Source organism: Pseudomonas sp. LA5, assembly GCF_028640825.1.
GTDB classification, from domain to species: domain Bacteria; phylum Pseudomonadota; class Gammaproteobacteria; order Pseudomonadales; family Pseudomonadaceae; genus Chryseomonas; species Chryseomonas aestiva.
The window spans coordinates 2,179-23,940 of sequence record NZ_JAQYZY010000053.1; the positions used below are offsets into that span (position 1 = coordinate 2,179).

Sequence of the window (21,762 nt, forward strand, 5' to 3'; positions counted from 1 at the left end):
GAAATCGGCACCGTGGCCAAGAGCAGTGTGGCCCTGGCCGAGCGCGCCGGATCGCTGCTGGCCGAGATGGTGCCCTCCATCAACAAGACCTCCGACCTGGTGCAGGAAATCACCGCGGCCTCCGAAGAGCAGAGCGCCGGGGTCGAGCAGATCAATGGCGCCATGCTGCAACTGAGCCAGATCACCCAGCAGAACGCCTCGGCGTCCGAAGAGCTGGCCGCCACCGCGGAGGAGATGAGCGGCCAGGCCGAGCAGCTCCAGCAGATGATGGAATACTTCACCCTGAGCGGTTCGCCGGTGGCCCAGCAGGTCGCCCGTCCCGGCGCCAAGCGCTCGGGGTCGAGCCTGGCCGAGCGCGCCTCGGCGCTGATCGACTCGCCCCGTCGCGCGCCCCGTGGCAGCGTGCCGGCCGGTTTCGCCCGTTTCGAGGAGCAAGCCTGATGCTATTGCGCCAGTTTCTGACCTTTCAGCTCGCCGGTGACCTCTACGGCGTGAACACCGGCTGCGTGCGGGAGATCATCGAGTACGGCGCGGTCACCACGGTGCCCATGCTGCCGCCGGCCATCCGTGGCGTCATCAACCTGCGCGGCGCCGCCGTGCCGGTCATGGACCTCGGCGTGCGCTTTCGCAACGAGGTGACCGAGACCTCCCGCCGCAGCTGCATCGTGGTGCTGGAGATCCAGGTCGACGGTGGCCCCCAGGTGTTCGGCATCGTGGTGGACGCGGTCTGCGAGGTGCTGGAGATCGGCGCCGACGGCATCGAGCCGGCGCCGCGCTTCGGCGCTTCGATCCGCACCGATTTCATCCTCGGCATGGCCAAGCAGGGTGCCGGTTTCGTCATCCTGCTCGACATGGATCGGGTGCTGGGCGCAGACGATCTCGCCCAGCTCGCCGCCATGACGGCTGCCTGAGTCGCGAACCATGGAACTCCCCGCGCTGACCGACAGCGAATTCCGCCAGTTTCGCAGCTTCATCTTCCGGGTCGCCGGCATCAGCATGTCCGATGCCAAGCGCCCGCTGGTGAGCGGTCGCCTGGCCAAGCGCGTGCGCCAGCGCGGCACGCCCAGCTACGACGCCTATTTCCAGCTGATCCAGCGCGACCAGGCGGAATGCCAGATGGCGGTCGATCTGCTGACCACCAACGAAACCTATTTCTTTCGCGAGCCCAAGCACTTCGACTTCCTGCGCGAGCAGGTGCTGCCGAACTGGGAAAGGCGCCAGCCGCTGCGGCTGTGGAGCGGCGCCTGCTCCTCGGGCGAGGAGCCCTATACGCTGGCCATGACCCTGGCCGAAGGACTGGGCGAGCGGCCCTGGGAAATCGTCGCCTCCGACCTCAGCACCCGGGTGCTGGCCAAGGCGCGCAATGCCCAGTATCCGCTCGCCGAAGCCGAGAACATCCCGCCGGCGCTGTTGCGGCGCTATTGCTTCAAGGGCGTGGGCGACAACGACGGCACCTTTCTGGTGGATCCGCGCCTGACCGCGCGGATCGCCTTTCGCCAGATCAATCTGAACAATTCGCTGCCGGAGCTGGGCACCTTCGACATCATCTTCCTGCGCAACGTGATGATCTACTTCGACGTGCCCACCAAGCGCCAGGTGGTGGCCCGCCTGGTCCGCCACCTGCGACCCGGTGGCTACTTCTTCGTCAGTCATTCCGAGAGCCTCAATGGGGTGACCGACGCCCTGAAAATGGTCAGTCCTTCCATCTATCAACGTCCGCTCTAGCCATGGCAGCCGCGCCGGAGCTGTTTCTGCGTCCAGGCGAATGGTATTTCGGCCAGGGCGAGGTGCGGATCCGGACCATCCTGGGCTCCTGCGTGTCCTTCGTCTTCTGGCACCCGCGGCGCCGTCTCGGCGGCATGACCCATGCGCTGTTGCCCACGCGCCAGCGCGCCGTGCCCGGCGCGCCCGCCGACGGTCACTATGTCGACGAATCCCTGCAGCTGCTGCTGGGGGCGATCGCCCGCCACGGCGGTGATCTGCCCGGTTACCAGGTGCACCTCTACGGCGGCGGCAACATGTTTCCCCAGCTCCTGCGCGATCGCGTCCGCAGCATCGGCGACGTCAACGTCGAGGCGGCGCTGGCGCAGCTGGCCCAGGCCGGTATCCATTCGGTGCGGACCCATGTCCGCGGCGCCGGCCATCGCAAACTGTCCCTGGACCTCGTCGACGGCCGGGTGCTCATGCAACAGGTGGAGCTACCCTATGTTCCGCCGCTTACGAGAATTACTCCATGAACAAGATCAAGGTCCTTATCGTCGACGACTCCGCCGTGGTGCGGCAGGTGCTCGCCCAGAGTCTCGCGGAGGATCCGGCCATCGAGGTGCTGGGGGTCGCCGCCGACCCGGTGTTCGCCCAGGACAAGATGCGCAAGCAGTGGCCCGACGTCATCGTGCTGGACGTGGAGATGCCACGCATGGACGGCATCACCTTTCTCAAGAAGATCATGGCCGAGCGTCCGACCCCGGTGGTGATCTGCTCGACCCTGACCGAGAAGGGCGCCGCCACCACCCTGCAGGCCATGGCCGCCGGGGCGGTCAGCATCGTCACCAAGCCCCAGGCCAATCTCAAGCAGTTCCTCAAGGACGCCTCGGACGACCTCACCAGCGCGGTCAAGGCCGCCGCCCGGGCCAATCTCAAGCGCCTGGCGCCCCGTGGCGTGCCGGTGGTGCCGACGCCCAAGCTCAGCGCCGACGCCATCCTGCCGGCCGGCGGCAGCCCGGCCATGGCGCGCACCACCGAGCGCATCGTCGCCCTGGGTACCTCCACCGGCGGGACCCAGGCCCTGGAAGCGGTGCTGACCTCACTGCCACGGGTCTGCCCGGGCATCGTCGTGGTCCAGCACATGCCCGAGCGCTTCACCGCCGCCTTCGCCGAGCGCCTGGATCGCCTCTGCGAGCTGGAGGTGCGCGAAGCCCGGCATGGCGATCGGGTCCTGCCGGGGCGGGTGCTGATCGCCCCGGGCGGTCGCCACATGCTGCTCAAGCGCAGTGGTGCCCAGTATCAGGTGGACGTGGTCGACGGTCCGCCGGTGAGTCGCCATCGCCCCTCGGTGGATGTGCTGTTCCGCTCGGTGGCGCGGGCCGCCGGCAGCAATGCCCTGGGTATCATCATGACCGGCATGGGCGATGACGGCGCCCGCGGCCTCAAGGAGCTGCGTGACGTCGGCGGCCGGACCCTCGGCCAGGACGAAGACAGTTGCGTGGTCTACGGCATGCCCAAGGAAGCCATGAAGCTCGGCGCGGTGGAGCAGGAAATCGGCCTCGGCCAGATCGCCGCCGCCATTCTCAAAGGTGGGGTCTAGACGAACTTGCGGGGCAGGCGGGACTCCAAGCGCGAGCACGCGAGGAGAGCCCCATGTTCGACATCTGCCAATGGATCAATGAACCCGAGACCTGGCTGGCCGAGCCCGAGCGGCTGCGGGTCATCACCGATCGCCACAGTGACTTCTGGCGTCAGACCCACGACGGCGCCGAGCGCCACAGCGGCCACTTCTTCGGCGCCCGGGTCACCAGTGGCTTCACCGCCCAGCTGCGGGTGGCGGCGCGCTGCAAGAACCAGGGCGACCACGCCGGGCTGATGGTGCGGATCGATGAGCAGCAGTGGCTGCGCGTCGGCATCGGCTACTTCGACGATACCCCCCAGCTGCTCAGCGTCCTGACCCTGGGACGCTCGGATCTGGCCGTGGGCGCACCGCTGGGTGAGCGAGAGGAGGTGTGGCTGAGGGTCACCCTGACCCAGGGTACCCTGCGGGTCCAGACCTCGTTCGACGGTCAGCGCTGGCCGCTGCTGCGCCTGGCCAGCCTGCCAGCCGCCGCGGAATACCGGGTCGGCCCGGTCTGTGGCACCCCGGAGCGCGGCGGCATGGAAGTGGCGTTCAGCGAGTTCAGTCTGCAAGCCCCGCTGCAACGAGGCCTGGCCGATCTGAGTTGACGCGGGGAAGGGTGGTTCAGCCGACGGTGACGGGGGGCAGTTCCACCTGTTGCACCTGCACCGGCTTACGCGGCGCGACCACCTTGGCGACGCCGTCGACGACCTTGTCCCCATGCTGGTTGAACACCCGGGTAGCCAGGTTCACGCGAAACTTCGGCAGCTTTTCCAGCACCTCGATTTCCACCGTCAGGGTATCGCCCAGCTTGACCGGCTTTTCGAAGGTCATGGTCTGGTCGACATAGAGGGTGCCCGGTCCCGGCAGGTTGCAGGCCACTGCGGCGCTGATCAGGGCGCCACTGAGCATGCCGTGGGCGATGGGCTCGCGAAACAGCGTCTTGGCGGCGAATTCAGGGTCCAAGTGCAGCGGGTTGCAGTCGCCGGAGACGGCGGCGAACAGCAGCACGTCGCGCTCCTCGATAGTACGGGTCACGGTCACCTTCTGGCCGATTTCGAGGGCTTCATAAGGGATGTTTTCGGTCAGGCTCATGAAGCGCTCCGGCAGCTGTGACAAGGCGGCGGACGCCGCGAAGCCGGGCATTCTACCCAGCCTCGCCGCCAGAGGCTAATCACCTCCCGGAAAAGCCGGCAGAGAGCGTGACCGTAATTGATCATATGGTCATTAAGTGACGTCAAGGGCGGATATTGATGCTGTTGCGGGCTAGGCAAAGCTGCTAGGCTCGCAGGGCCGGTTCAGCGCTGATCACGGCACGCCAACGAACAATAACCATAGAGCGGGAGCGGGCTGCATGATGCCGAATTTCTGGAGTGACAAATATCCCGAGGGCATCCAGACAGACATAGACCTGGACCGTTATCGCAACGTCCTGGCGGTATTTCGCGAGGCCTGCCAGACCTACGCCGAGCGCCCGGCGTTCAGCAATCTGGGGCGGACGCTGAGCTACCGCGAACTCTATGAATTGTCCGGCCAGTTCGCCGCCTATCTGCAAAAGCACACCGACCTGCAACCCGGCGATCGCATCGCCGTGCAGATGCCCAACGTGCTGCAGTACCCGGTGGTGGTCTTTGGCGCCATGCGCGCCGGCCTGGTGGTGGTCAACACCAACCCCCTCTATACCGCCCGCGAGATGCAGCACCAGTTCAAGGATTCCGGCGCCCGGGCGCTGGTCTGCCTGGCCAACATGGCGCACCTGGCCGAACAGGTGCTGCCGCAGACCGATATCCGCCACGTCATCATCACCGAGGTTGGTGACCTGCTGCCGACCTTCAAGCGCCTGCTGGTCAACGCCGTGGTCCGCCATGTCAAGAAGATGGTGCCGGCCTATCGCATTCCCCATTCCATCCGCTTCGTCGATGCCATGACCAAGGGCGAGCACGTCGATTTCGTCGACGCCGACCCTGCGGCGGAGGACGTCGCCGTGCTGCAGTACACCGGCGGCACCACCGGCATCGCCAAGGGCGCCATGCTGACGCACCGCAATCTGGTGGCCAACATGCTGCAGTGCCAGGTGCTGATGACCAAGTACCTGGGCGGCGGTGCCCAGGTCATGATCGCGCCGCTGCCGCTCTACCACATCTATGCCTTCACCATTCACTGCATGGCCATGCTGATCCAGGGCAACCACAATGTCCTGATCACCAATCCGCGCGACCTGCCGGCGCTGGTCAAGGAACTCAGGCAGTGGCGCTTCAACGGCTTCGTCGGTCTCAACACCCTGTTCGCCGCCCTGTGCAACAGCGAGGATTTCCGCCAGCTGGATTTCTCCCAGCTCAAGGTGACCTTTTCCGGCGGCATGGCGCTGCAGCAATCCGTGGCCCTGCGCTGGGAAGAGGTCACCGGCTGCGGCATCTGCGAAGGCTACGGCATGACCGAGACCAGTCCGGTGGTGAGCTTCAATCCGCTGGAGCGTCGCCGGCTGGGCACCATCGGCATGCCGGTGCCGGGCACCGACTGCAAGGTGGTGGATGCCGATGGCGTGGCCCAGGGCTTCGACACCCCCGGCGAGTTGTGCGTCAAGGGCCCCCAGGTCATGAAAGGCTACTGGCTGAGACCCGAGGCCACCGCCGAGGTGCTGGATGCCGAGGGCTGGCTGCGTACCGGCGACATCGCCGTGATCGAGCCGGATGGTTACCTGCGCATTGTCGATCGCAAGAAGGACATGATTCTGGTGTCCGGCTTCAACGTCTATCCCAACGAGCTGGAAGAGGTGCTCTCCCAGCTGCCCGGGGTGATGCAGTGCGCGGCTATCGGCATTCCCGACGAGGTGGCGGGGGAGAAGATCAAGGTATTCGTGGTGCCCAAGCCCGGTGCGTCCCTGACCACCGAGCAGGTGCTCAAGCACATGCACGACAACGTCACCGGCTATAAGCGACCCAAACTGGTGGAATTCCGCGATAGCCTGCCGACCACCAACGTCGGCAAGATCCTGCGTCGTGAACTGCGTGACGCCGAACTCAAGAAGGCGTAACAGGACGTCGCTACGTCCCCTGCGCCGCTACCTCTCGTCGACTGGTAGCGGTGCCGCTGGTTTCCAAGCATGGTTTTCGCAAGAGGTTCGGGTATAAACCGCAGGCGGCATTTTGCCGTCATCTCTCCGACCTCTTTCCTTGAGGACACACCATGCGAATTAGCGTACGCCAGGCCGTGCTGGGCCTCTTCCTGCTGGGCTCCAGCGTGCTCGGTCAGGTCCAGGCCGGTGAACCCATCCGCGTCCTGTTCGTGGGCAACAGCTACACCTTCGTCAACGATCTGCCGGCAATGGTCCGTCAAATGTCCGTCGAGGCTGGTCAGTCGCGTCCGCTGGACGTCAAGCATGTAACCTTCAGCGGCGCCAGCCTCGAGGAACACTGGAAGCGCCACGACGTGCAGGACGAGCTGGCCAAGGCCAACTACGACTACGTGGTGATCCAGGATCACAGCATGATGCCGGTGAAGAATCCGGACCTCACCCGTCAGTACGTACGCCTGATCGCCGATCTGGCGCGCAAGGACGGCGCCCAGCCGATCCTGTACCTGACCTGGGCCCGGCAGAACAACCCGACCATGCAGGCGCAGCTGGACAGCGTCTACACCCCCCTGGCCAAGGAGACCGGCGCACTGCTGGCCCCGGTGGGCCAGGCCTGGCAGAAGGCCCTGGCCGATCAGCCGCAGCCGGGGCTGTTCCTGCCCGACGGCAGCCATCCGTCCTTTACCGGCACCTACCTGACCGCCTCGGTCTTCTATGCGCTGATCTACGGCACCCGTCCGCCGCTGCCGGCCGCCGGCGAAAAGATCAAGTTCGATCACGCCGATCCCGCCGATCTGCAACAGGACGCCTGGAAGGCCCTGCAGTCCCTGGACATGGCCCTGCGCACGCCGCCGGCCAAACTGAACGTGGCCAGCGTCCAGGCCAAGCGCTAATGCGCTACCGCCCCTGCGCGACCAGGCGTCGCGCAGGGGCCGGCAACCCGGCGGTTTTCCACCCGCCGTTCTTGTAAAGCCCCGCCGCACCCCCCAACTCTTTTACACTTACCGGTCCAAGCGACCGCCGTCGAAAGAGTTTCATGACCGATACCCCCTCCGTTGCCCGTCTCGCCGCCAACCTGGATCAGGCCTTCAACGCCGATCGCCATCGCCTGCGGCGCCAGCTCCAGGCCCTGCAGAAACAACCTGATCCGACTCGCGAAGCCCAGTGGCTGGAGCGTTTCCAGGCGTCCTGTGCCAAGGTCGAGGCGCGGCGTGCCAGCGTGCCGCGCATCCGCTACGACGACGCCCTGCCAATCGCCGCCAAGCGCGAGGAGATCAAGCGCGCCATCGCCGCCCATCAGGTGGTGGTGATCGCCGGCGAGACCGGTTCGGGCAAGACCACCCAGCTGCCCAAGATCTGTCTGGAACTGGGCAGGGGTGTGCAGGGACTGATCGGCCACACCCAGCCGCGCCGGCTGGCGGCGCGCAGCGTGGGCGCCCGGGTGGCGGAGGAACTGGGTTCGCCGCTGGGCGAACTGGTGGGCTATCAGGTGCGGTTCGAGGATCAGAGCACCGATGCCACCCTGATCAAGCTGATGACCGATGGCATCCTGCTGGCCGAAACCCAGCACGACCGCTTTCTCGAGCGCTACGACACGATCATCGTCGACGAGGCCCACGAGCGCAGTCTCAACATCGACTTCCTGCTGGGCTTTCTCAAGACCCTGCTGCCGCGTCGTCCCGATCTCAAGCTGATCATCACCTCGGCCACCATCGATCTGGAGCGCTTCTCCAGGCACTTCGACGGCGCACCCATCGTCGAGGTGTCCGGGCGGACCTATCCCGTGGAGACCTGGTACCGCCCGCTCAGCGCCGAGGTGGATGAAGACGGCGAACGGCTGGTGGACGATCTCTCGGTGGACCAGGGCATCCTCCAGGCGCTGGACGAGATCGAGGCCCACGAGCGCAGCGTCGGTCAGCGCCCGGGCGATGTGCTGGTGTTCCTGCCCGGCGAGCGCGAGATCCGCGATTGCGCCGAGGTCCTGCGCAAGGTCCAGCTGAAATTCACCGAGGTGCTGCCGCTCTATGCGCGGCTGACCCCGGCCGAGCAGCAGAAGATCTTCCAGCCGCGCCCCGGGCGCAAGATTGTGCTGGCCACCAACGTCGCCGAGACCTCGCTGACCGTGCCGGGCATCCGCTACGTGATCGACAGCGGGACCGCGCGCATCAGTCGCTACAGCTATAGAGCCAAGGTCCAGCGACTGCCCATCGAAGCCATCTCCCAGGCCAGCGCCAACCAGCGCAAGGGTCGTTGCGGCCGGGTCGAGCCAGGCATCTGCATCCGCCTCTTCAGCGAAGAGGACTTCCTCGGTCGCCCGACCTTCACCGATCCGGAAATCCTGCGCACCAACCTGGCGGCGGTGATCCTGCAGATGCTGCATCTGCGCCTGGGTCGCATCGAAGATTTCCCCTTCATCGAGCCGCCGGATGGCAAGGCGATCAAGGACGGCTTCACCCTGTTGCAGGAACTTTCGGCGGTCGATGTCGAAGGCCGCCTGCTGCCCCTGGGTCGGCAACTGGCGCGCCTGCCCGTCGATCCGCGGCTGGGGCGCATGCTGCTGGAGGCGACCGAGCAGGGCAGTCTCGCCGAGGTGCTGATCGTCACCAGCGCGCTGTCCGTGCAGGACCCGCGCGAGCGCCCGGCGGACCGCCAGACCCAGGCCGATCAGGCCCACGCCCAGTGGAAGGACCCGGATTCGGATTTCGCCGCCCTGGTCAATCTCTGGCACGGCTTCGAAGAGCAGCGCCAGGCGCTGGGTTCCAACGCCCTGCGCAGCTGGTGCCGCAAGCACTTCCTCAACTACCTGCGGCTGCGCGAGTGGCGCGATGCCCATCGCCAGCTGACCCTGCTGTGCCGCGAACTGGGGCTCCAGGTGCGCAAGGCCGAAAGTCCAGCGCCAGCAGCCGTGGAGGGCACCCACAAACCCGCGCCGACCACCGACAAGCACGTCAACGCCAAGGCCCAGCAACAGGCCGAAGCCAGCGAGGCGGCGGTACGCGCCCGTGGTTACGCGGCGCTGCACAAGGCCATTCTCGCCGGTCTGCTCAGCCAGATTGGCCAGAAGAGCGAGGATGGCGACTACCTGGGCGCGCGCCAGCGGCGCTTCTGGATCCATCCCAGCAGCGTCATCGGCCGCAAGAAACCCACCTGGATCATGGCCGCGGAGCTGGTGGAGACCACCAAGCTGTTCGCCCGCATGGTGGCCAAGATCGAACCGGACTGGATCGAGCCGGTGGCGGGCCACCTGGTCAAGAAGACCCACCTCGAACCCCACTGGGAGAAGAAGCGGGGCCAGGTGGTGGCCTATGAGCAGGTCACCCTCTATGGCCTGATCGTGGTCGGTCGTCGCCCGGTGCACTTCGGCCCCGTAGATCCGCCCGCTGCCCGCGAGTTGTTCATCCGCGAAGGCCTGGTACGTGGCGAGATCAACAGTCGCGCCAAGTGCCTGGCCGCCAACCGGGCGCTGCTGGAGCGGCTGGACGAACTGGAAGCCAAGGCCCGCCGCCGCGACATCCTCGCCGACGAGGAAACCCTGTTTGACTACTATGCCGCGCGTCTGCCGGCGGACGTCTACCAGACTGCCACCTTCGACAGCTGGTACCGCCGCGAAAGCGCCAAGCAGCCCGATCTGCTGATCATGCGCGAGGAAGACGTCCTCGCCCGCGAAGCCAGCGAGGTCACCGCCGCCCTGTATCCGGACACCCTGCGCCTGGGCGAGTTGACCCTGCCGCTGTCCTACGAATTCGACCCGACCCATCCGCGTGACGGCGTCACCCTGCGGGTGCCGGCGCCACTGTTGCCACAGCTGCCGCCCCAGCGCCTCGACTGGCTGGTGCCGGGGTTGCTCTATGACCGCTGCGTGGCCCTGGTGCGCAACCTGCCCAAGGCCCTGCGCAAGAACTTCGTGCCGGTGCCGGATTTCGTTCGCGCGGCGCTGGACAAGATCCCCTTCGGCGAGGGCTCGCTGCACGAGGCGCTGGGGCGCGAATTGCAGCGCATGACCGGCGCCCGCATCCCCGACGACGCCTGGCCAGAGGCCGAAGCCGGCCTGGATCCGCACCTGCGCATGAATCTCGAGGTGGTCGATGCCCAGGGCAAGCCGCTGGGCGAGGGCCGCGACCTGGCCGAGGTGACGGCGCGCTTCGCCCAGGAAAGCCAGGCGGCCCTGGCGCTGCCGACGCAGAAGCGCCAGGAGCAGCGCCCGGTGGAGGCCAAGGCCTTCGCCGAGGTGGCGGCCAAGACCCAGCAGCAGGTGGCCGGCCTTTCCATGACGGTCTATCCGGCGCTGGTGGACGAGCAGGGCACGGTGCGCGAAGGCCGCTTCGCCACCCAGGCCGAAGCCCGCTACCAGCACCGCCGCGCCCTGCAGCGACTGCTGCTGCAGCAACTGGCGGAACAGGCCAAGTTCCTGCGCGGCAAGTTGCCCGGGCTCACCGAGCTGGGCCTGCTGCACCGCGAACTGGGCCGGCCGGAGGCCCTGGTGGAAGACATCCTGCTGGCCAGCCTGGACGCCACCATCCTCGCCGACGACGCCGAGCTGCCCCGCGATGGCGCCGGCCTGGCCTCGCTGGCCGAACGGCGCAAGGCGGGCTGGACCGAGCAGGCGGAACGCATCGCGCGCCTGACCCTGGAGATCCTCAAGCTCTGGCATGGCCTGCAGAAGAAATTCAAGGGTCGCATCGACCTGGCCCAGGCGGTGGCCCTCAACGACATCAAGGCGCAGCTGGGTAGCCTGGTCTATCCCGGGTTCGTCCGCGATACGCCGCTGGAATGGCTCAAGGAGTATCCACGCTACCTGAAGGCCATCGAGCAGCGCTTCGACAAGCTCGGCGGCCAGGTGCAGCGCGATCGCGTCTGGAGCGGCGAGCTGGCCGGACTCTGGGAGCAGTATCGCGCCCGCGCCGCCAAGCATGGTCAGGAGGGCAAGCGCGACGCCAACCTAGAGCTCTATCGCTGGATGCTGGAAGAGTATCGGGTGTCGCTCTGGGCCCAGCAGCTGGGCACGCGGATGCCGGTGTCGGACAAGCGGCTGAACAAGCAGTGGAGCCAGGTGGAGGCCTAGCGGTCCTCCATCGGCGGCGCCGCTCGGAAGATGTTCGAGCGATCGTCCGTAGATCTCTGAGCCGCGCTGTCTGGGCGGCAACCTGGTGGTACGGCTGGCCGCGTGGCGGAGCGTCTCCCGGCATGGGTTGGCGCCCGCCGCCCGTCTTTCGTTCACTGTCCAGACGACTACTAGGTGTTCCGGACGGGGAGCCACCCAGCCACTGGCGCGCGATGTATGAACGTCTAATGCGGGCCTAGCGCGGCAGCACCTGGCGCAGCGAGCCGCCCACATCCGGCAGGTCCATCTCGATACGCCGCCACCAGGCTTCCGCGAAGCTGTAGAAGGCAAAGGCAATCAGGCCCAGGCCTACCACCGACAGCACCAGTCCGCCGAAGGGCAGATTCTGCAGGCCGTTCAGGGCGTCCTTCATGCCCGGCGGATGCAGCGCCTGGTAGCGCGAACCGCTGACCACCAGCAGGACGGCGATCTCGACGAAGGCCACGCCCCGAGCGATCAGGCCGAAGCGACCGATGGGCCGAATCATGCGCAGCTGTTCGGGACTGGCTTCGAGATAACGCTCGAAGCTGGCCTTCCAGCCCTTCACGAAATGGGCGAGGCCCACCCCCAGGGGGATCAGTGCGGCGACGTAGACCAGCAGATTGGAATAGCGCCAGCCGAGGATCATCTGCAGCAGGTCGTTGGTTTCCCCACCCGAACCACCGCTCTGGCGCAGACCGCTGATCAGCAGCCCCAGGGCGAAGAAGGCCAGTGCGCCATAGGTGATGCCGCCCACCAGCAGGCCGGCGCGGATCACCAGGCCCTTGGGCTTGCTGCCATGGTCATCGACATCGCGGATGGCCTGGAGAATACGCCAGGCCGCGAAGGCGATCAGACCGACCACCACCAGGCCGACCAGAAAGTGCCCGAAGGGCTGGGCGAGCAGGGCTTCCAGGCTGTCGTGGCTGTCCGCCGGCTGGCCGGAGCCGCGTGCGGCGAGCAGCGCCAGGACGCCGATGATGAGATAGACGAGGCCACGAGCGGCGTAGCCGCCGCGAGCCAGCAAGGTAAGTCCGGTACGAGTGTGCATCTGTTATGCCCTGTTACATTCTGCCTTGTACTGACCGGTGGCCCGCGTGCGGGTTCTAATGGCCGGACGGACGTTCTCCGGGGACTGGCAGCGAGCGAGTTTTGGCCTTAGGCTCGCACCCTTTGCTCCGGCGACCGGTTCATGGACAAAGCGCGACTGCTTCCCCTCATTCTTCAGGCCCTGGAAGCCGACCGCGAGGTCATCAGCCAGCAACTGGCGGCCAGCCACGAGGCGGCCACCCACAGCGAAAGCAAGGCCGAGAACAAGTACGACACCCGCGGTCTGGAAGCGGCCTATCTGGCGGATGGCCAACGCCGTCGCCTGCACGAGATCGAGCTGGCCCTGGCGGCCTACCGGGCGCTGACACCCGTGGCCATGAACGACGGCATTCGCGTCGGTGCCCTGGTCGAGTTGACCACCGCGACGGCCAGCCGCTGGATGTTCCTCGGCCCGGATGCAGCGGGACTCAAGGTCAGGCTGGATGGCCACGATGTCCTGGTGATCTCGCCCCGCGCACCCTTGGGTCAGGCATTGCTGGGGCGGGAGGAGGGCGATGAGGTGGCGGTGACGGTGGAAGGCAAGGTGCACCGGCAGGAGATCCTGGCGGTGTATTAGCGTAGGACAGAGGTAACGTCCTGTCTCCATCGTGGCCTTGGCCCGCGCCTGTGGACTGGGCAATGGCGGCGGATCGCGGGCGTGCCGGTGCCGATGGAGATGAATGCCCGCCCGGATAGCTCCCTCTCCCCTCGGAGAGGGTTGGGGTGAGGGTGCCTTCGCCACGAAGCCCCGGTGGAAAAGGCTACGCCGTTTTCCACGCTACGATGCCATGTGGTGCCGTTGATGGTAATCGCGGCCATGGGCCGCTCCTACAGGTCACGCTTCAGAGCGTCGACCATGTTGGCCTTCGACGACGAGGCCGTCTCAACCCAACCTACCCTGTACTGCGGTTAGGGCAGTGCTCCAACCCTTCAGGTTGGCCGTAGGAGCGGCTGCATCGGCGGACCGCCATGGCCGCGATCAAGAGACGTTGAGGTCCGCCGTGATTCCAGGATTGCCGCCAGGGCGATCCCTCTCTCAGGTCTCCACCCCTCCACCGGCCGGTTGGCCCTGGGCGGTGCCGCCTCTTCCTTTTCCGACTTCGGCCGATGCTGATCCAGCCAGGCGCGGCCCTGATTCTGGGCCTCGTCGACCTTCTTGTTCAGCTCGTCGAGGGTCCCGCCGAGGGTTTCCCGCGCCTGTTCGCGAGCGGCTTCCTCCACCTTGGTGGCGAAGCTGTCCGCGGCCTTCTCGGCACTGTCGCAACCGCCGAGACCAAGTAGCAGGAGAATGCCGGCGAGTCCGAGGATGGCTCTGGTAGTCATGGTCGTCCGCTCCTTCACGAAGGCCTGTTCAGGGAGTCGCGCGGCTCATGACCGGCAGCGGTGGGCTTGGCCTCGCTGCGGGTCTTGTACAGCGACACCAGCACGCCACCGGCCAGCAGGCCCAGGGTCACGCTCAGGGAGATCGCCGGGGGGATCTTGCCGATGATGCCCACCAGGAAGATCTTGCAGCCGATGAACACCAGCACCAGCGCCAGGGCGTACTTGAGATAGGCGAAGCGATGGATCATCGCCGCCAGGGCGAAGTACAGGGCGCGCAGGCCAAGGATGGCGAAGACGTTGGAGGTGTAGACGATGAAGGGATCCTGGGTGATGGCGAAGATCGCCGGCACGCTGTCCACCGCGAACACCAGGTCGGCGCACTCGATCACGATCAGCGCCAGGAACATCGGCGTCACCCAGAGCACCGTCTTGCCGCTGGCATCGGGCTGGCGCACGAAGAAATGCTGGCCGTGCAGCTCGTCGGTCACGCGCAGCTTCTTGCGCAGGAATTTGATGAAGACGTTGTCGTCGAGCTTGGGCTCTTCGTCCACCTTGGCGAACAGCATCTTGACCCCGGTGATCACCAGGAAGGCGCCAAAGACGTAGAGGATCCAGTCGAACTGGTGGATCAGGGCGGCGCCCAGGCCGATCATGATGGCGCGCAGCACGATCACCCCGAGGATGCCCCAGAACAGCACCCGGTGCTGGTATTCCCGCGGGATGGCGAAGAAGCCGAAGATCACCGCCATGAGGAAGACGTTGTCCATGGACAGCGACTTCTCGATCAGGAACCCGGTGACGTAGTCGAGGCTGGCATCGGCGCCCTTGAGCTGCCAGACGAAGAGGGCGAACAGCAGGCCCGCGGTGATGTAGCCCGCGGACAGCAGCAGGCTTTCCTTGACCTCGATGGGCTTGTTCTCCTTGTGGAGGACACCCAGGTCGAAGGCCAGCAGGGCGATGACGACGGCGAAGAAGGTCAGCCACATCCAGGTGGCGGTGCCGAGGAAGTCGGCGAAGAAGAATGCATGCAGGGCGTTCATGAGCCCCTCCTTAGTCAAGTTTCAAGACTATGACTCGACATGGCGGTACATACCGTCAGAGGGGCCCGGGTCACCAGGACAGGATTTCGAACTCGCGCACATTCGGCAAGGCTTGCAGTTTTACAAAATGCAACCGCTCTGGATCAGGCCTCTCGAGAGGAATGGTGGCCGGTGATCAGCCAGCGGCCGTCGATCTGCTCGAAGGTGAAGAGAAAGCGTGCGGGCACACTGATGACCTGCTCGCCATCGCGATAGTGGAAGACATAGAGGCCGCCGACCACCACGGTGCTGAGTTTGCTGCCGACCCTCTTCTTGAAGATCTCCACGTCGCACACCAGCCCCTCATTGGCGAGGAAATTGCGGAAATATTCCCGCCGGCTGTCCTCGCAGTCCCGCAGCTCGTTGGAAAGCGTCGGCACCAGGATGGCGTCGGGCGCATAGAGCGCAAGAATGGCTTCCACCTCGCGGGTGGCGACGGGCGCCGCCCAGGTGTGCAGGGCAGCCTTGGCGCCGGCGAGGCAGGCGATCTCTTCGTTGGAGCGAGCAGGCGCGTGGGCAGGACTGGCAACGGACATGGCATTATCCTCAGGTGAACTTGAAATTGTTATAATATAACAATTGGTACTGAGCGAGTACGTGCCATGGCCAGATCGTTGGAAGATGACACCGGTCGGGGAGATCCGGGTCATGACGGGGCGGCGTCGCCGTCGGTAGCCGGCGACGGCGGAGGAGTGCGGCTCAGCGATTCTCGATCTTCGAGCGCAGCGGGATCTCTTCGCGGGAATCGGTCTCGCTCACCGGCTGGCCGACCATCTCTTCATAGACCGCTGGCTGGGCGATGAACAGGCGCACCCCCTTGACGTCGTCGAGGATACGCCGGGCTTCTTCCACCGAGGCCACGTGCAGGGTCGCGCCCTTGTCATCGGCGACCGGTACCGAGGTGCCTTCCACCAAGGCATGGATGACGTAGGAGCCGCCTTCCATGGACACCAGGTTGACTTCCTTGACCGCGCCGGCCTTGACCTGCTGATTCAGCTCTTTGACATTCATCGACACACCTCGGTTATCACGCTAACGAGCCCTGCGCGGCGGCAGGGGGAGTTAGGGATTCGAGGCGAGGGCAGGGCTGGGAGTTCCGATGCGAGAGGCGGCCAGGGCGCGTTTTGCGGCTTTTTTCAGTACCCCGTCATTTCCAGATAGCCCACCCCCTTGGCGCTGCCCTCCACCCTTACCGGACCTTCCCAGTAGGGCGTGCCCAGGGCCATCCAGGCATCGGGGTTGACCGCCGCGATATGCAGATCGAGCTGCTGCCCCGGCAGGGTGATGGACCAACGCACCGGCACCTCGCGTCCGGCGACCCTGTGGGTGGACTCCGGCGCCAGGCGGATATCGCCGGGATGCAGGGGCTGGTTGTGGCCGTCGGCACCGATCAGGTTGCCGAATAGATAGTGCTGGCCGTCGGCCTGGCGCAGGCGATAGAGCATCAGTTGGCGACCGTCGTCCAGGTGCAGGGAAAACCAGTCCCAGCCGAGCTGGTCCGCGGCCAGGTGCTGGCTGCTCCATTCGCGATCCAGCCAGGCCAGGCCCTTGACCGGCACGCGCCGGCCTTCGATCTCCAATTCGCCCTGGGCCTGGAAGAACGGCTGGCTGTAGTAGTAGGACGCCTGGCCGCTGGCGGATTTGCGACTCACCCCGCCTTCGCCCTGGAGCACCAGCGGGCCGGTGGCGGCGAGATTCAGCCGGTAGGCGAAGCCCGGACCCTGGGCCCGAACCTCGGCGCGTCCGTTCAGGTCTCCGCTCAGCCGCCAGTCGTCGATCCAGGCGGAAAAGGGCGCGGCGGTCACCCCGGCCTGGCCGATGCCGCCGCGACCCTGGGTCTGGGCGGAAAACTGGCGGGTCTCGCTGGTAAGGCCGGCATGGCCCAGCCAGAGGTTGCCGTTGCTCCAGCCGGGCTGGTCGGCGCCGGGGCGCAGGGCGCTGCGGAACAGCGTCCATTGCACGCCGTATTGATGGCCCTCGGCATCGCTGAGGTTGGCCGTGACGTACCACCATTCGATGCGGAAATCCGGGTGGGCGCCGTGATCGGCCGGAAAGCTGAAGACCTTGCCGGGCACCACCGCGGCGAAGTTCTCGCTGCCCTGGCCGAGGCCGGCGAAGCCTGCGGACGGCGGCTGCTCGTCGCAACCGGTGAGCAGCAGGAATGCGACCAGCAGGACCCTAGCGTTCATTACCGAGTTCTCGCAGCAGATCCAGCGGTTGACTGCGCTGCAGCCGAAGCAGGGGCCAGGCGGCCGCCAGCAGGGTTGCCAGCAGGGCAATGGCGGAGAGCGCCAGCAACTGGCCCGGAAAGACCTGCAGCGGCAATCGCCAGCCAAAGGCCTGGACGTTCACCACCGCCACCAGGCACCAGGCGAGCAGGATGCCCAACGGGATGGCCAGTGCCAGGGTCAGCAGGGCGAGCCCCAGCAACTGGCCCAGACTGAGCAGGATCAGCCGCGGACGCTCGATGCCCAGCGCCCAGAGTGGCGCGAGCTGGCCGAGACGGCGTTGCGCCTGGCCGAGCAGGGCGATGAACAGGGCAAGACCGGCCACCGCCAGGGTCAGGGCATTGAGCGCCGCGGTGGCGCTGAAGGTGCGCTCGAAGACCTGGTCGGCATAACGCCGCAGCTGACCCTGATCGATGGAGTGACTGGCGTCCAGCCCGAAGCGCTGCTGCAGCTCGCTGCGCAGGGCCTCCACCTGCGCCGGCGCCATGCGGACGACGATGCGCACTAGGGCGGCATCCGGCCACAGCGCCCGCAGGCGAGCCTGAGGCAGCAGCAGGTGGCCGCGCGGATTGCCATAGTCGGCATAGGTGGCGAGCACCGGGGCGGACCAGCGACCCTGGCTGCCCTGCAGCTCCAGCCGTTGCCCCTTGACCACCCCCAGGCGGCGGGCCAGTTGCTCGCTGAGCATCAGGCCATCACCGGCGAAGAACGGCGTCCAGGCCTCGTCGCCGGCATCGAGCAGCGGCCAGTGTCGCCGATAGAGATCGGCGTCGAGGATACCGCTCAGGGTAGATGGCTGGCCTTGAATACCCGTCTCCCGTTCGTACACCGGCAGTACCGCGCGCACGCTGGATTGGCGGGGCAGCCAGTCGAGCAGGGTCGCCGCCTGGGCAGCGTCCTGCGGGCGCAGATAGAGTTCGGCGGCCAGGCGCTGGTCGAGCCAGCCATCGAAGGTGCGGCGAAAACCCTCGGTCATGCTGCCGGCGCCGACATTGGCCGCCAGGGCCAGCAACAACGCCATCAGCGCCTGGGACAGTCCGGGCAACTGTTGTCGGGCGTCGGCCAGGAACCAGCGCGAAAGTGGCCGCCGTGCCCGCTTCAGCAGGAGATCCAGCAGGGCGCTCAGCAGCGGGGGCAACGCCAGCGCGGCAGCCAGCAGGAGGCAACCCAGCAGGGCCAGGCCGCTGGCCAGGCTGTTGCCGCCCAGCCAGAGGACCAGCGCCGCCAGGCCCACCAGCAGGGCACCCAGCGCCTGGCGACGCAGCCAGCGGCCATGGGCAGCGCGCCAGGCCTCGCCCTGGGCCAGGGCCAGCAGCGGTAGCCGCGCCGCGCGCCACAGACCATCGGCACCGGCCAGCAGGGCTCCACCCAGGCTGAGGCCGAGGCCGGCCAGCCACCAGGCCGGACTCAGGGTCAGGCTGCCGGCGATTTCGGCGCCGTAGAGGCCGCGCAGGCTGGCCGCCACATCGGGTAGCAACAGCGCCGCCAGAAGGTACCCGCTGGCAACCCCCAGGGCGCCCGCCACCAGGGCGATCAGCGCCAGCTCCAGGGTCAGCGCCAGTACCAGGGTCGCGGCCGACAGGCCACAGGCGCGCAGGGTACGCAGTAGGGCCCGGCGCTGTTCCAGCGCCAGACCGGTCGCGGCATGGACAATGAACAGGCCGACGGCAAAGGCCAGCAGGCCGAGTGCCAGCAGGTTAAGGTGGAAGCTGTCGGTCAGGCGGTCCAGTTCGGCGCCCTGGTCATTCTCCACCCGTTGCAGGCTGACCCCGTCCAGGGTGGGCAGGGCACGTTGGAAGGTCTTTGGCAGGATCAGCCGGGAAAGCTGGTCTGGCGCGTCCAGCAGGCGCTGAGCCTGGCCGATGTCCATTACCAGGGTACCGGGCGCCAGGCCGGGGCGCGGCTGCAACGGTGGCAGCACCAGGCCATCGGCGCGATGCAGCACCGCGCCGGCCTGCAGCCGCCATTCACGCAGCGTCTCTGGCGCGATCCAGGTGGTCCCGGTCGGACCGAGGAAGTCGAACAGGGCCTCTGGCGGTGCGCTGGCCGTCACGCCGCGATCGCTGGGCAGACTGACCGGTTCGATGCCCAGCAGTGGCAGGGCGCCCTCGCGCTCGGCCAGGGTCAGGCGCCCCTGTAGGACGGGCGACACCGGCCAGCCCTGGCGGCGCAGTTCGACGAACAGCGCCTGGGGCAAGCGCTTGCCGTCGGGGGCTTCAAGACTCGACTGGTCGGCGCCGAAGAGGGCGCTGGCCTGGGCATAGCTCTGGCGGGCCTGGGCGTTGAGCGCCAGCACTCCGGTCAGCAGTGCGGTCGCCAGCCACAGGCCGGTGACCAGGCCGGCGAGTTGCAGGGGATGCCGCCGCCAGTGACTGACCAGGCTGTGCAGACTCCAGTAGAGCAGCCTCATGATGGGCCCACGGCTGCGCCGCCGAGACGTCCGCGTTCCAGTTGCAGGGTGCTATCGAGATGACTGGCGATACGCGCGCTGTGGGTCACCATCAGCAGGCTGCTGCCGGTCTCGGCCACCAGTTCCAGCAACAAGGCGAGGGCCTGGTCGCCACTGGCTTCGTCGAGATTGCCGGTGGGTTCATCGGCGAGCAGCAGGGGTGGCCGGGAGGCGAGCGCCCGCCCCAGGGCCACGCGCTGCTGCTGGCCGCCGGAGAGCTGTTCCGGATAGCGTTCCAGCAGGGTGGCCAGGCCCAGGCGTTCGGCCAGCTCGGCTTGCCAGCGCGGATCATGGCGGCCGGCCAGCCGGGCCTGGAAGGCGAGATTGTCGGCCACGGTCAGACTGGCGATCAGATTGAATTGCTGGAAGATCAGCCCGATGCCCTCGCGGCGCCAGGTGGCGAGGTCACGCTCGTTGAGGCTGGCGAGTGCCTGGCCCGCGGCCTGGATATCGCCTCGGTCAGGCCGGTCGAGACCGGCGACCAGATGCAGCAGGGTGCTCTTGCCACTGCCGGATTCGCCCATGAGCGCCAGACTCGCGCCCCGCGCCAGGCTCAGGTCCACGCCGCGCAGGACCGGCAGCGGCCCCTGGGGCGTGGGATAACTCTTGTGCAGATCGGTGATGGTCAGCATCGCGCCTCCAGCGCCGGTCGTGGTCTGCAATCGACCGGGCGCGGGCGGTGACGTTCAGCGCGGTCAGCGGCGCTTGGCCTTGCCCTTGCCAGCTTTTTCGTCTTCCTCGCGCTGCAGGCGTTCGCACTTGCGCACCATGTTCAGGTAGTACACGGCGCTGCCGGCGAACAGGATGATGGGCAGCGCCAGGGACATTTCCAGCAGGCTGCCGGGGAAGGCGCTGGGCACCCAGTGGTGATAGAGCAGGATGCCGATCGCCAGCAGCACCGAGTACAGCAGGCCGTAGCCGCCGGCCTTGCGCGATTCGCGGGCGAGGTCGAGGGGCGGGCGATTCAGATCGTTGGGCTCGAACATGGAGGTCTCTGGCAGGCACTGAAGAAGGCGCTAGTCTAGCGCCTGGACTCGCGCCGGTCGCCACTGCTCGGGCACCCCGGACAAGACGTCGCAGGGATTGCCCGCCCCTCGTTCACGCGATGTTCAGGCAGACCTAAGCTTGAAATCTTATCCTTTGCAGCCATTTAGAGGCCTGACGATGGCAAGCGAGCAGGTCTCCTTGTAAGCTCGATCAGTTATTTGAACGCGCACAATGCGCACGGATAAGGAATCAACATGAAACAGTATCGGTTGGCAGCAGCGGTGGCCCTGGTGGGTCTGGTTCTGAGCGGCTGCGACTCCAAGCCCAAGGTCGAGCTGGAAAGCCCGGCCCAGAAGGCGTCCTACGGCATCGGCCTGAACATGGGCAAGAGCCTGGCCCAGGAAGGTATCGATGACCTGGATCCCAAGGCCGTCGCCCTGGGTATCGAGGACGCCGTTGGCAAGAAGGACCAGAAGCTGACCGATCAGCAGCTGACCGAAGCCTTCGCCGCCCTGCAGAAGCGTGCCGAAGAGAAGATGACCAAGGTCAGCGAAGACAACGCCAAGGCCGGCAAGAAGTTTCTTGAAGAGAACGGCAAGAAGCCTGGTGTGATCACCACCGCCTCCGGCCTGCAGTACGAAGTGGTCAAGAAGGCCGACGGCCCGCAGCCCAAGCCCACCGACGTGGTCACCGTGCACTACGAGGGCAAGCTGGTCGACGGTACCGTGTTCGACAGCTCCATCAAGCGTGGCACCCCGATCGACCTGCCGGTCAACGGCGTGATTCCGGGTTGGGTCGAGGCGCTACAACTGATGCATGTCGGCGAGAAGATCAAGCTGTACATCCCCTCCGAGCTGGCCTACGGCGCCCAGAGCCCGAGCCCGGCGATCCCGGCCAACTCGGTGCTGGTGTTCGACCTGGAACTGCTCGGCATCAAGGACGCCGCCGCTGCCGACGCCGAAGACGCCCCGGTCGCTCCGGCTGCCGATGCGCCGGCCGCTGCCGAAAAGGCCCCGGCCAAGAAGTAAGCCGCTCCTGCTGTATCAGACGCCCTGCCTTGCAGGGCGTTTTACGTTGGGCGGCGGGAAACCCTGACGCAGCGGTGCGATCAAAGCTGGGGTGAAAAGCC

20 protein-coding genes and 1 pseudogene are annotated in these 21,762 nt (G+C 66.6%); 11 read left to right on the top strand and 10 right to left on the bottom strand.

Going from position 1 to position 21,762, the window contains the following annotated elements; translation table 11 throughout:
• The 6 genes and pseudogenes from PVZ72_RS19950 to PVZ72_RS19975 form a co-directional block, all read left to right on the top strand.
• A pseudogene (locus tag PVZ72_RS19950) lies at positions 1-441 on the top strand (methyl-accepting chemotaxis protein); the annotation flags it as partial.
• The gene (locus tag PVZ72_RS19955; protein ID WP_183630429.1) at positions 441-911 is read left to right on the top strand and encodes a chemotaxis protein CheW; all 471 of its coding nucleotides are present in this window, start codon (positions 441-443) and stop codon (positions 909-911) included. The pseudogene PVZ72_RS19950 and the gene PVZ72_RS19955, both read left to right, overlap by 1 nt.
• Before the next feature lie 10 nt (positions 912-921).
• Complete coding sequence (locus tag PVZ72_RS19960; protein WP_133859374.1) at positions 922-1,725, top strand: CheR family methyltransferase; 804 nt, start codon at positions 922-924, stop codon at positions 1,723-1,725.
• Between the two features lie 2 nt (positions 1,726-1,727).
• Positions 1,728-2,237, top strand: a complete 510-nt coding sequence (locus PVZ72_RS19965) for a chemotaxis protein CheD (protein WP_187979017.1) — start codon at positions 1,728-1,730, stop codon at positions 2,235-2,237.
• Entirely contained in the window at positions 2,234-3,304 is a 1,071-nt protein-coding gene (locus PVZ72_RS19970; RefSeq protein WP_133859372.1) for a protein-glutamate methylesterase/protein-glutamine glutaminase, read from the top strand. Before PVZ72_RS19965 ends, PVZ72_RS19970 begins: the two co-directional genes overlap by 4 nt.
• Positions 3,305-3,357: 53 nt before the next feature.
• Positions 3,358-3,933: a DUF1349 domain-containing protein gene (locus PVZ72_RS19975; RefSeq protein ID WP_273862826.1), complete on the top strand. Its 576-nt coding sequence runs from the start codon at positions 3,358-3,360 to the stop codon at positions 3,931-3,933.
• Between the two features lie 16 nt (positions 3,934-3,949).
• On the opposite strand, the gene PVZ72_RS19980 is transcribed toward PVZ72_RS19975, so the two are convergent.
• Positions 3,950-4,420, bottom strand: coding sequence for a MaoC family dehydratase (locus PVZ72_RS19980; protein WP_187979019.1), 471 nt, complete (start codon positions 4,418-4,420; stop codon positions 3,950-3,952).
• Between the two features lie 259 nt (positions 4,421-4,679).
• Between PVZ72_RS19980 and PVZ72_RS19985 the strand changes: the two genes are divergently transcribed.
• From PVZ72_RS19985 to hrpA, 3 genes are all read left to right on the top strand, one after another.
• Positions 4,680-6,359 (top strand): long-chain fatty acid--CoA ligase, encoded by a 1,680-nt coding sequence (locus tag PVZ72_RS19985; protein WP_133859369.1) that lies wholly within the window; start codon positions 4,680-4,682, stop codon positions 6,357-6,359.
• 152 nt (positions 6,360-6,511) lie between these two features.
• The gene (locus PVZ72_RS19990; protein WP_273862827.1) at positions 6,512-7,291 is read left to right on the top strand and encodes an SGNH/GDSL hydrolase family protein; all 780 of its coding nucleotides are present in this window, start codon (positions 6,512-6,514) and stop codon (positions 7,289-7,291) included.
• A gap of 143 nt (positions 7,292-7,434) precedes the next feature.
• Positions 7,435-11,460 (top strand): ATP-dependent RNA helicase HrpA, encoded by a 4,026-nt coding sequence (gene hrpA / locus PVZ72_RS19995; RefSeq protein WP_273862828.1) that lies wholly within the window; start codon positions 7,435-7,437, stop codon positions 11,458-11,460.
• Positions 11,461-11,695: 235 nt separating this feature from the next.
• On the opposite strand, the gene PVZ72_RS20000 is transcribed toward hrpA, so the two are convergent.
• Entirely contained in the window at positions 11,696-12,529 is an 834-nt protein-coding gene (locus tag PVZ72_RS20000; protein WP_273862829.1) for a DUF1206 domain-containing protein, read from the bottom strand.
• Positions 12,530-12,670: 141 nt separating this feature from the next.
• Between PVZ72_RS20000 and PVZ72_RS20005 the strand changes: the two genes are divergently transcribed.
• The gene (locus tag PVZ72_RS20005; protein WP_273862830.1) at positions 12,671-13,144 is read left to right on the top strand and encodes a GreA/GreB family elongation factor; all 474 of its coding nucleotides are present in this window, start codon (positions 12,671-12,673) and stop codon (positions 13,142-13,144) included.
• Positions 13,145-13,497: 353 nt separating this feature from the next.
• On the opposite strand, the gene PVZ72_RS20010 is transcribed toward PVZ72_RS20005, so the two are convergent.
• From PVZ72_RS20010 to PVZ72_RS20045, 8 genes are all read right to left on the bottom strand, one after another.
• Positions 13,498-13,890: a hypothetical protein gene (locus tag PVZ72_RS20010; RefSeq protein ID WP_273862831.1), complete on the bottom strand. Its 393-nt coding sequence runs from the start codon at positions 13,888-13,890 to the stop codon at positions 13,498-13,500.
• Positions 13,891-13,904: 14 nt separating this feature from the next.
• A complete protein-coding gene (locus PVZ72_RS20015) occupies positions 13,905-14,930 on the bottom strand; it encodes a TerC family protein (RefSeq protein WP_273862832.1) in 1,026 nt (341 codons plus the stop codon).
• A 143-nt stretch (positions 14,931-15,073) separates the two neighbouring features.
• Positions 15,074-15,505, bottom strand: coding sequence for a DUF4440 domain-containing protein (locus PVZ72_RS20020; protein WP_273862833.1), 432 nt, complete (start codon positions 15,503-15,505; stop codon positions 15,074-15,076).
• Positions 15,506-15,668: 163 nt separating this feature from the next.
• Positions 15,669-15,980 carry a DUF6482 family protein gene (locus PVZ72_RS20025; protein WP_273862834.1) on the bottom strand — a complete coding sequence of 104 codons (312 nt, stop codon included), beginning with the start codon at positions 15,978-15,980 and terminating at the stop codon, positions 15,669-15,671.
• Between the two features lie 125 nt (positions 15,981-16,105).
• Positions 16,106-17,158 carry a lipocalin-like domain-containing protein gene (locus tag PVZ72_RS20030; RefSeq protein ID WP_273862835.1) on the bottom strand — a complete coding sequence of 351 codons (1,053 nt, stop codon included), beginning with the start codon at positions 17,156-17,158 and terminating at the stop codon, positions 16,106-16,108.
• Positions 17,148-19,607 (bottom strand): FtsX-like permease family protein, encoded by a 2,460-nt coding sequence (locus PVZ72_RS20035; RefSeq protein ID WP_273862836.1) that lies wholly within the window; start codon positions 19,605-19,607, stop codon positions 17,148-17,150. The genes PVZ72_RS20030 and PVZ72_RS20035 overlap by 11 nt, the downstream gene beginning before the upstream one ends.
• Positions 19,604-20,278, bottom strand: coding sequence for an ABC transporter ATP-binding protein (locus PVZ72_RS20040; RefSeq protein ID WP_273862837.1), 675 nt, complete (start codon positions 20,276-20,278; stop codon positions 19,604-19,606). Before PVZ72_RS20040 ends, PVZ72_RS20035 begins: the two co-directional genes overlap by 4 nt.
• A gap of 63 nt (positions 20,279-20,341) precedes the next feature.
• Positions 20,342-20,632, bottom strand: a complete 291-nt coding sequence (locus PVZ72_RS20045) for a hypothetical protein (protein ID WP_187979031.1) — start codon at positions 20,630-20,632, stop codon at positions 20,342-20,344.
• Positions 20,633-20,887: 255 nt separating this feature from the next.
• Between PVZ72_RS20045 and PVZ72_RS20050 the strand changes: the two genes are divergently transcribed.
• A complete protein-coding gene (locus PVZ72_RS20050; protein ID WP_133859356.1) occupies positions 20,888-21,661 on the top strand; it encodes an FKBP-type peptidyl-prolyl cis-trans isomerase in 774 nt (257 codons plus the stop codon).
• Positions 21,662-21,762: the final 101 nt, after the last annotated feature.

Coding starts and splice junctions, on each gene's coding strand:
- PVZ72_RS19955 (WP_183630429.1), top strand. CDS start 441: ATGCTATTGCGCCAGTTTCTGACCTTTCAGCTCGCCGGTGACCTCTAC.
- PVZ72_RS19960 (WP_133859374.1), top strand. CDS start 922: ATGGAACTCCCCGCGCTGACCGACAGCGAATTCCGCCAGTTTCGCAGC.
- PVZ72_RS19965 (WP_187979017.1), top strand. CDS start 1,728: ATGGCAGCCGCGCCGGAGCTGTTTCTGCGTCCAGGCGAATGGTATTTC.
- PVZ72_RS19970 (WP_133859372.1), top strand. CDS start 2,234: ATGAACAAGATCAAGGTCCTTATCGTCGACGACTCCGCCGTGGTGCGG.
- PVZ72_RS19975 (WP_273862826.1), top strand. CDS start 3,358: ATGTTCGACATCTGCCAATGGATCAATGAACCCGAGACCTGGCTGGCC.
- PVZ72_RS19980 (WP_187979019.1), bottom strand. CDS start 4,420: ATGAGCCTGACCGAAAACATCCCTTATGAAGCCCTCGAAATCGGCCAG.
- PVZ72_RS19985 (WP_133859369.1), top strand. CDS start 4,680: ATGATGCCGAATTTCTGGAGTGACAAATATCCCGAGGGCATCCAGACA.
- PVZ72_RS19990 (WP_273862827.1), top strand. CDS start 6,512: ATGCGAATTAGCGTACGCCAGGCCGTGCTGGGCCTCTTCCTGCTGGGC.
- hrpA (WP_273862828.1), top strand. CDS start 7,435: ATGACCGATACCCCCTCCGTTGCCCGTCTCGCCGCCAACCTGGATCAG.
- PVZ72_RS20000 (WP_273862829.1), bottom strand. CDS start 12,529: ATGCACACTCGTACCGGACTTACCTTGCTGGCTCGCGGCGGCTACGCC.
- PVZ72_RS20005 (WP_273862830.1), top strand. CDS start 12,671: ATGGACAAAGCGCGACTGCTTCCCCTCATTCTTCAGGCCCTGGAAGCC.
- PVZ72_RS20010 (WP_273862831.1), bottom strand. CDS start 13,890: ATGACTACCAGAGCCATCCTCGGACTCGCCGGCATTCTCCTGCTACTT.
- PVZ72_RS20015 (WP_273862832.1), bottom strand. CDS start 14,930: ATGAACGCCCTGCATGCATTCTTCTTCGCCGACTTCCTCGGCACCGCC.
- PVZ72_RS20020 (WP_273862833.1), bottom strand. CDS start 15,505: ATGTCCGTTGCCAGTCCTGCCCACGCGCCTGCTCGCTCCAACGAAGAG.
- PVZ72_RS20025 (WP_273862834.1), bottom strand. CDS start 15,980: ATGAATGTCAAAGAGCTGAATCAGCAGGTCAAGGCCGGCGCGGTCAAG.
- PVZ72_RS20030 (WP_273862835.1), bottom strand. CDS start 17,158: ATGAACGCTAGGGTCCTGCTGGTCGCATTCCTGCTGCTCACCGGTTGC.
- PVZ72_RS20035 (WP_273862836.1), bottom strand. CDS start 19,607: ATGAGGCTGCTCTACTGGAGTCTGCACAGCCTGGTCAGTCACTGGCGG.
- PVZ72_RS20040 (WP_273862837.1), bottom strand. CDS start 20,278: ATGCTGACCATCACCGATCTGCACAAGAGTTATCCCACGCCCCAGGGG.
- PVZ72_RS20045 (WP_187979031.1), bottom strand. CDS start 20,632: ATGTTCGAGCCCAACGATCTGAATCGCCCGCCCCTCGACCTCGCCCGC.
- PVZ72_RS20050 (WP_133859356.1), top strand. CDS start 20,888: ATGAAACAGTATCGGTTGGCAGCAGCGGTGGCCCTGGTGGGTCTGGTT.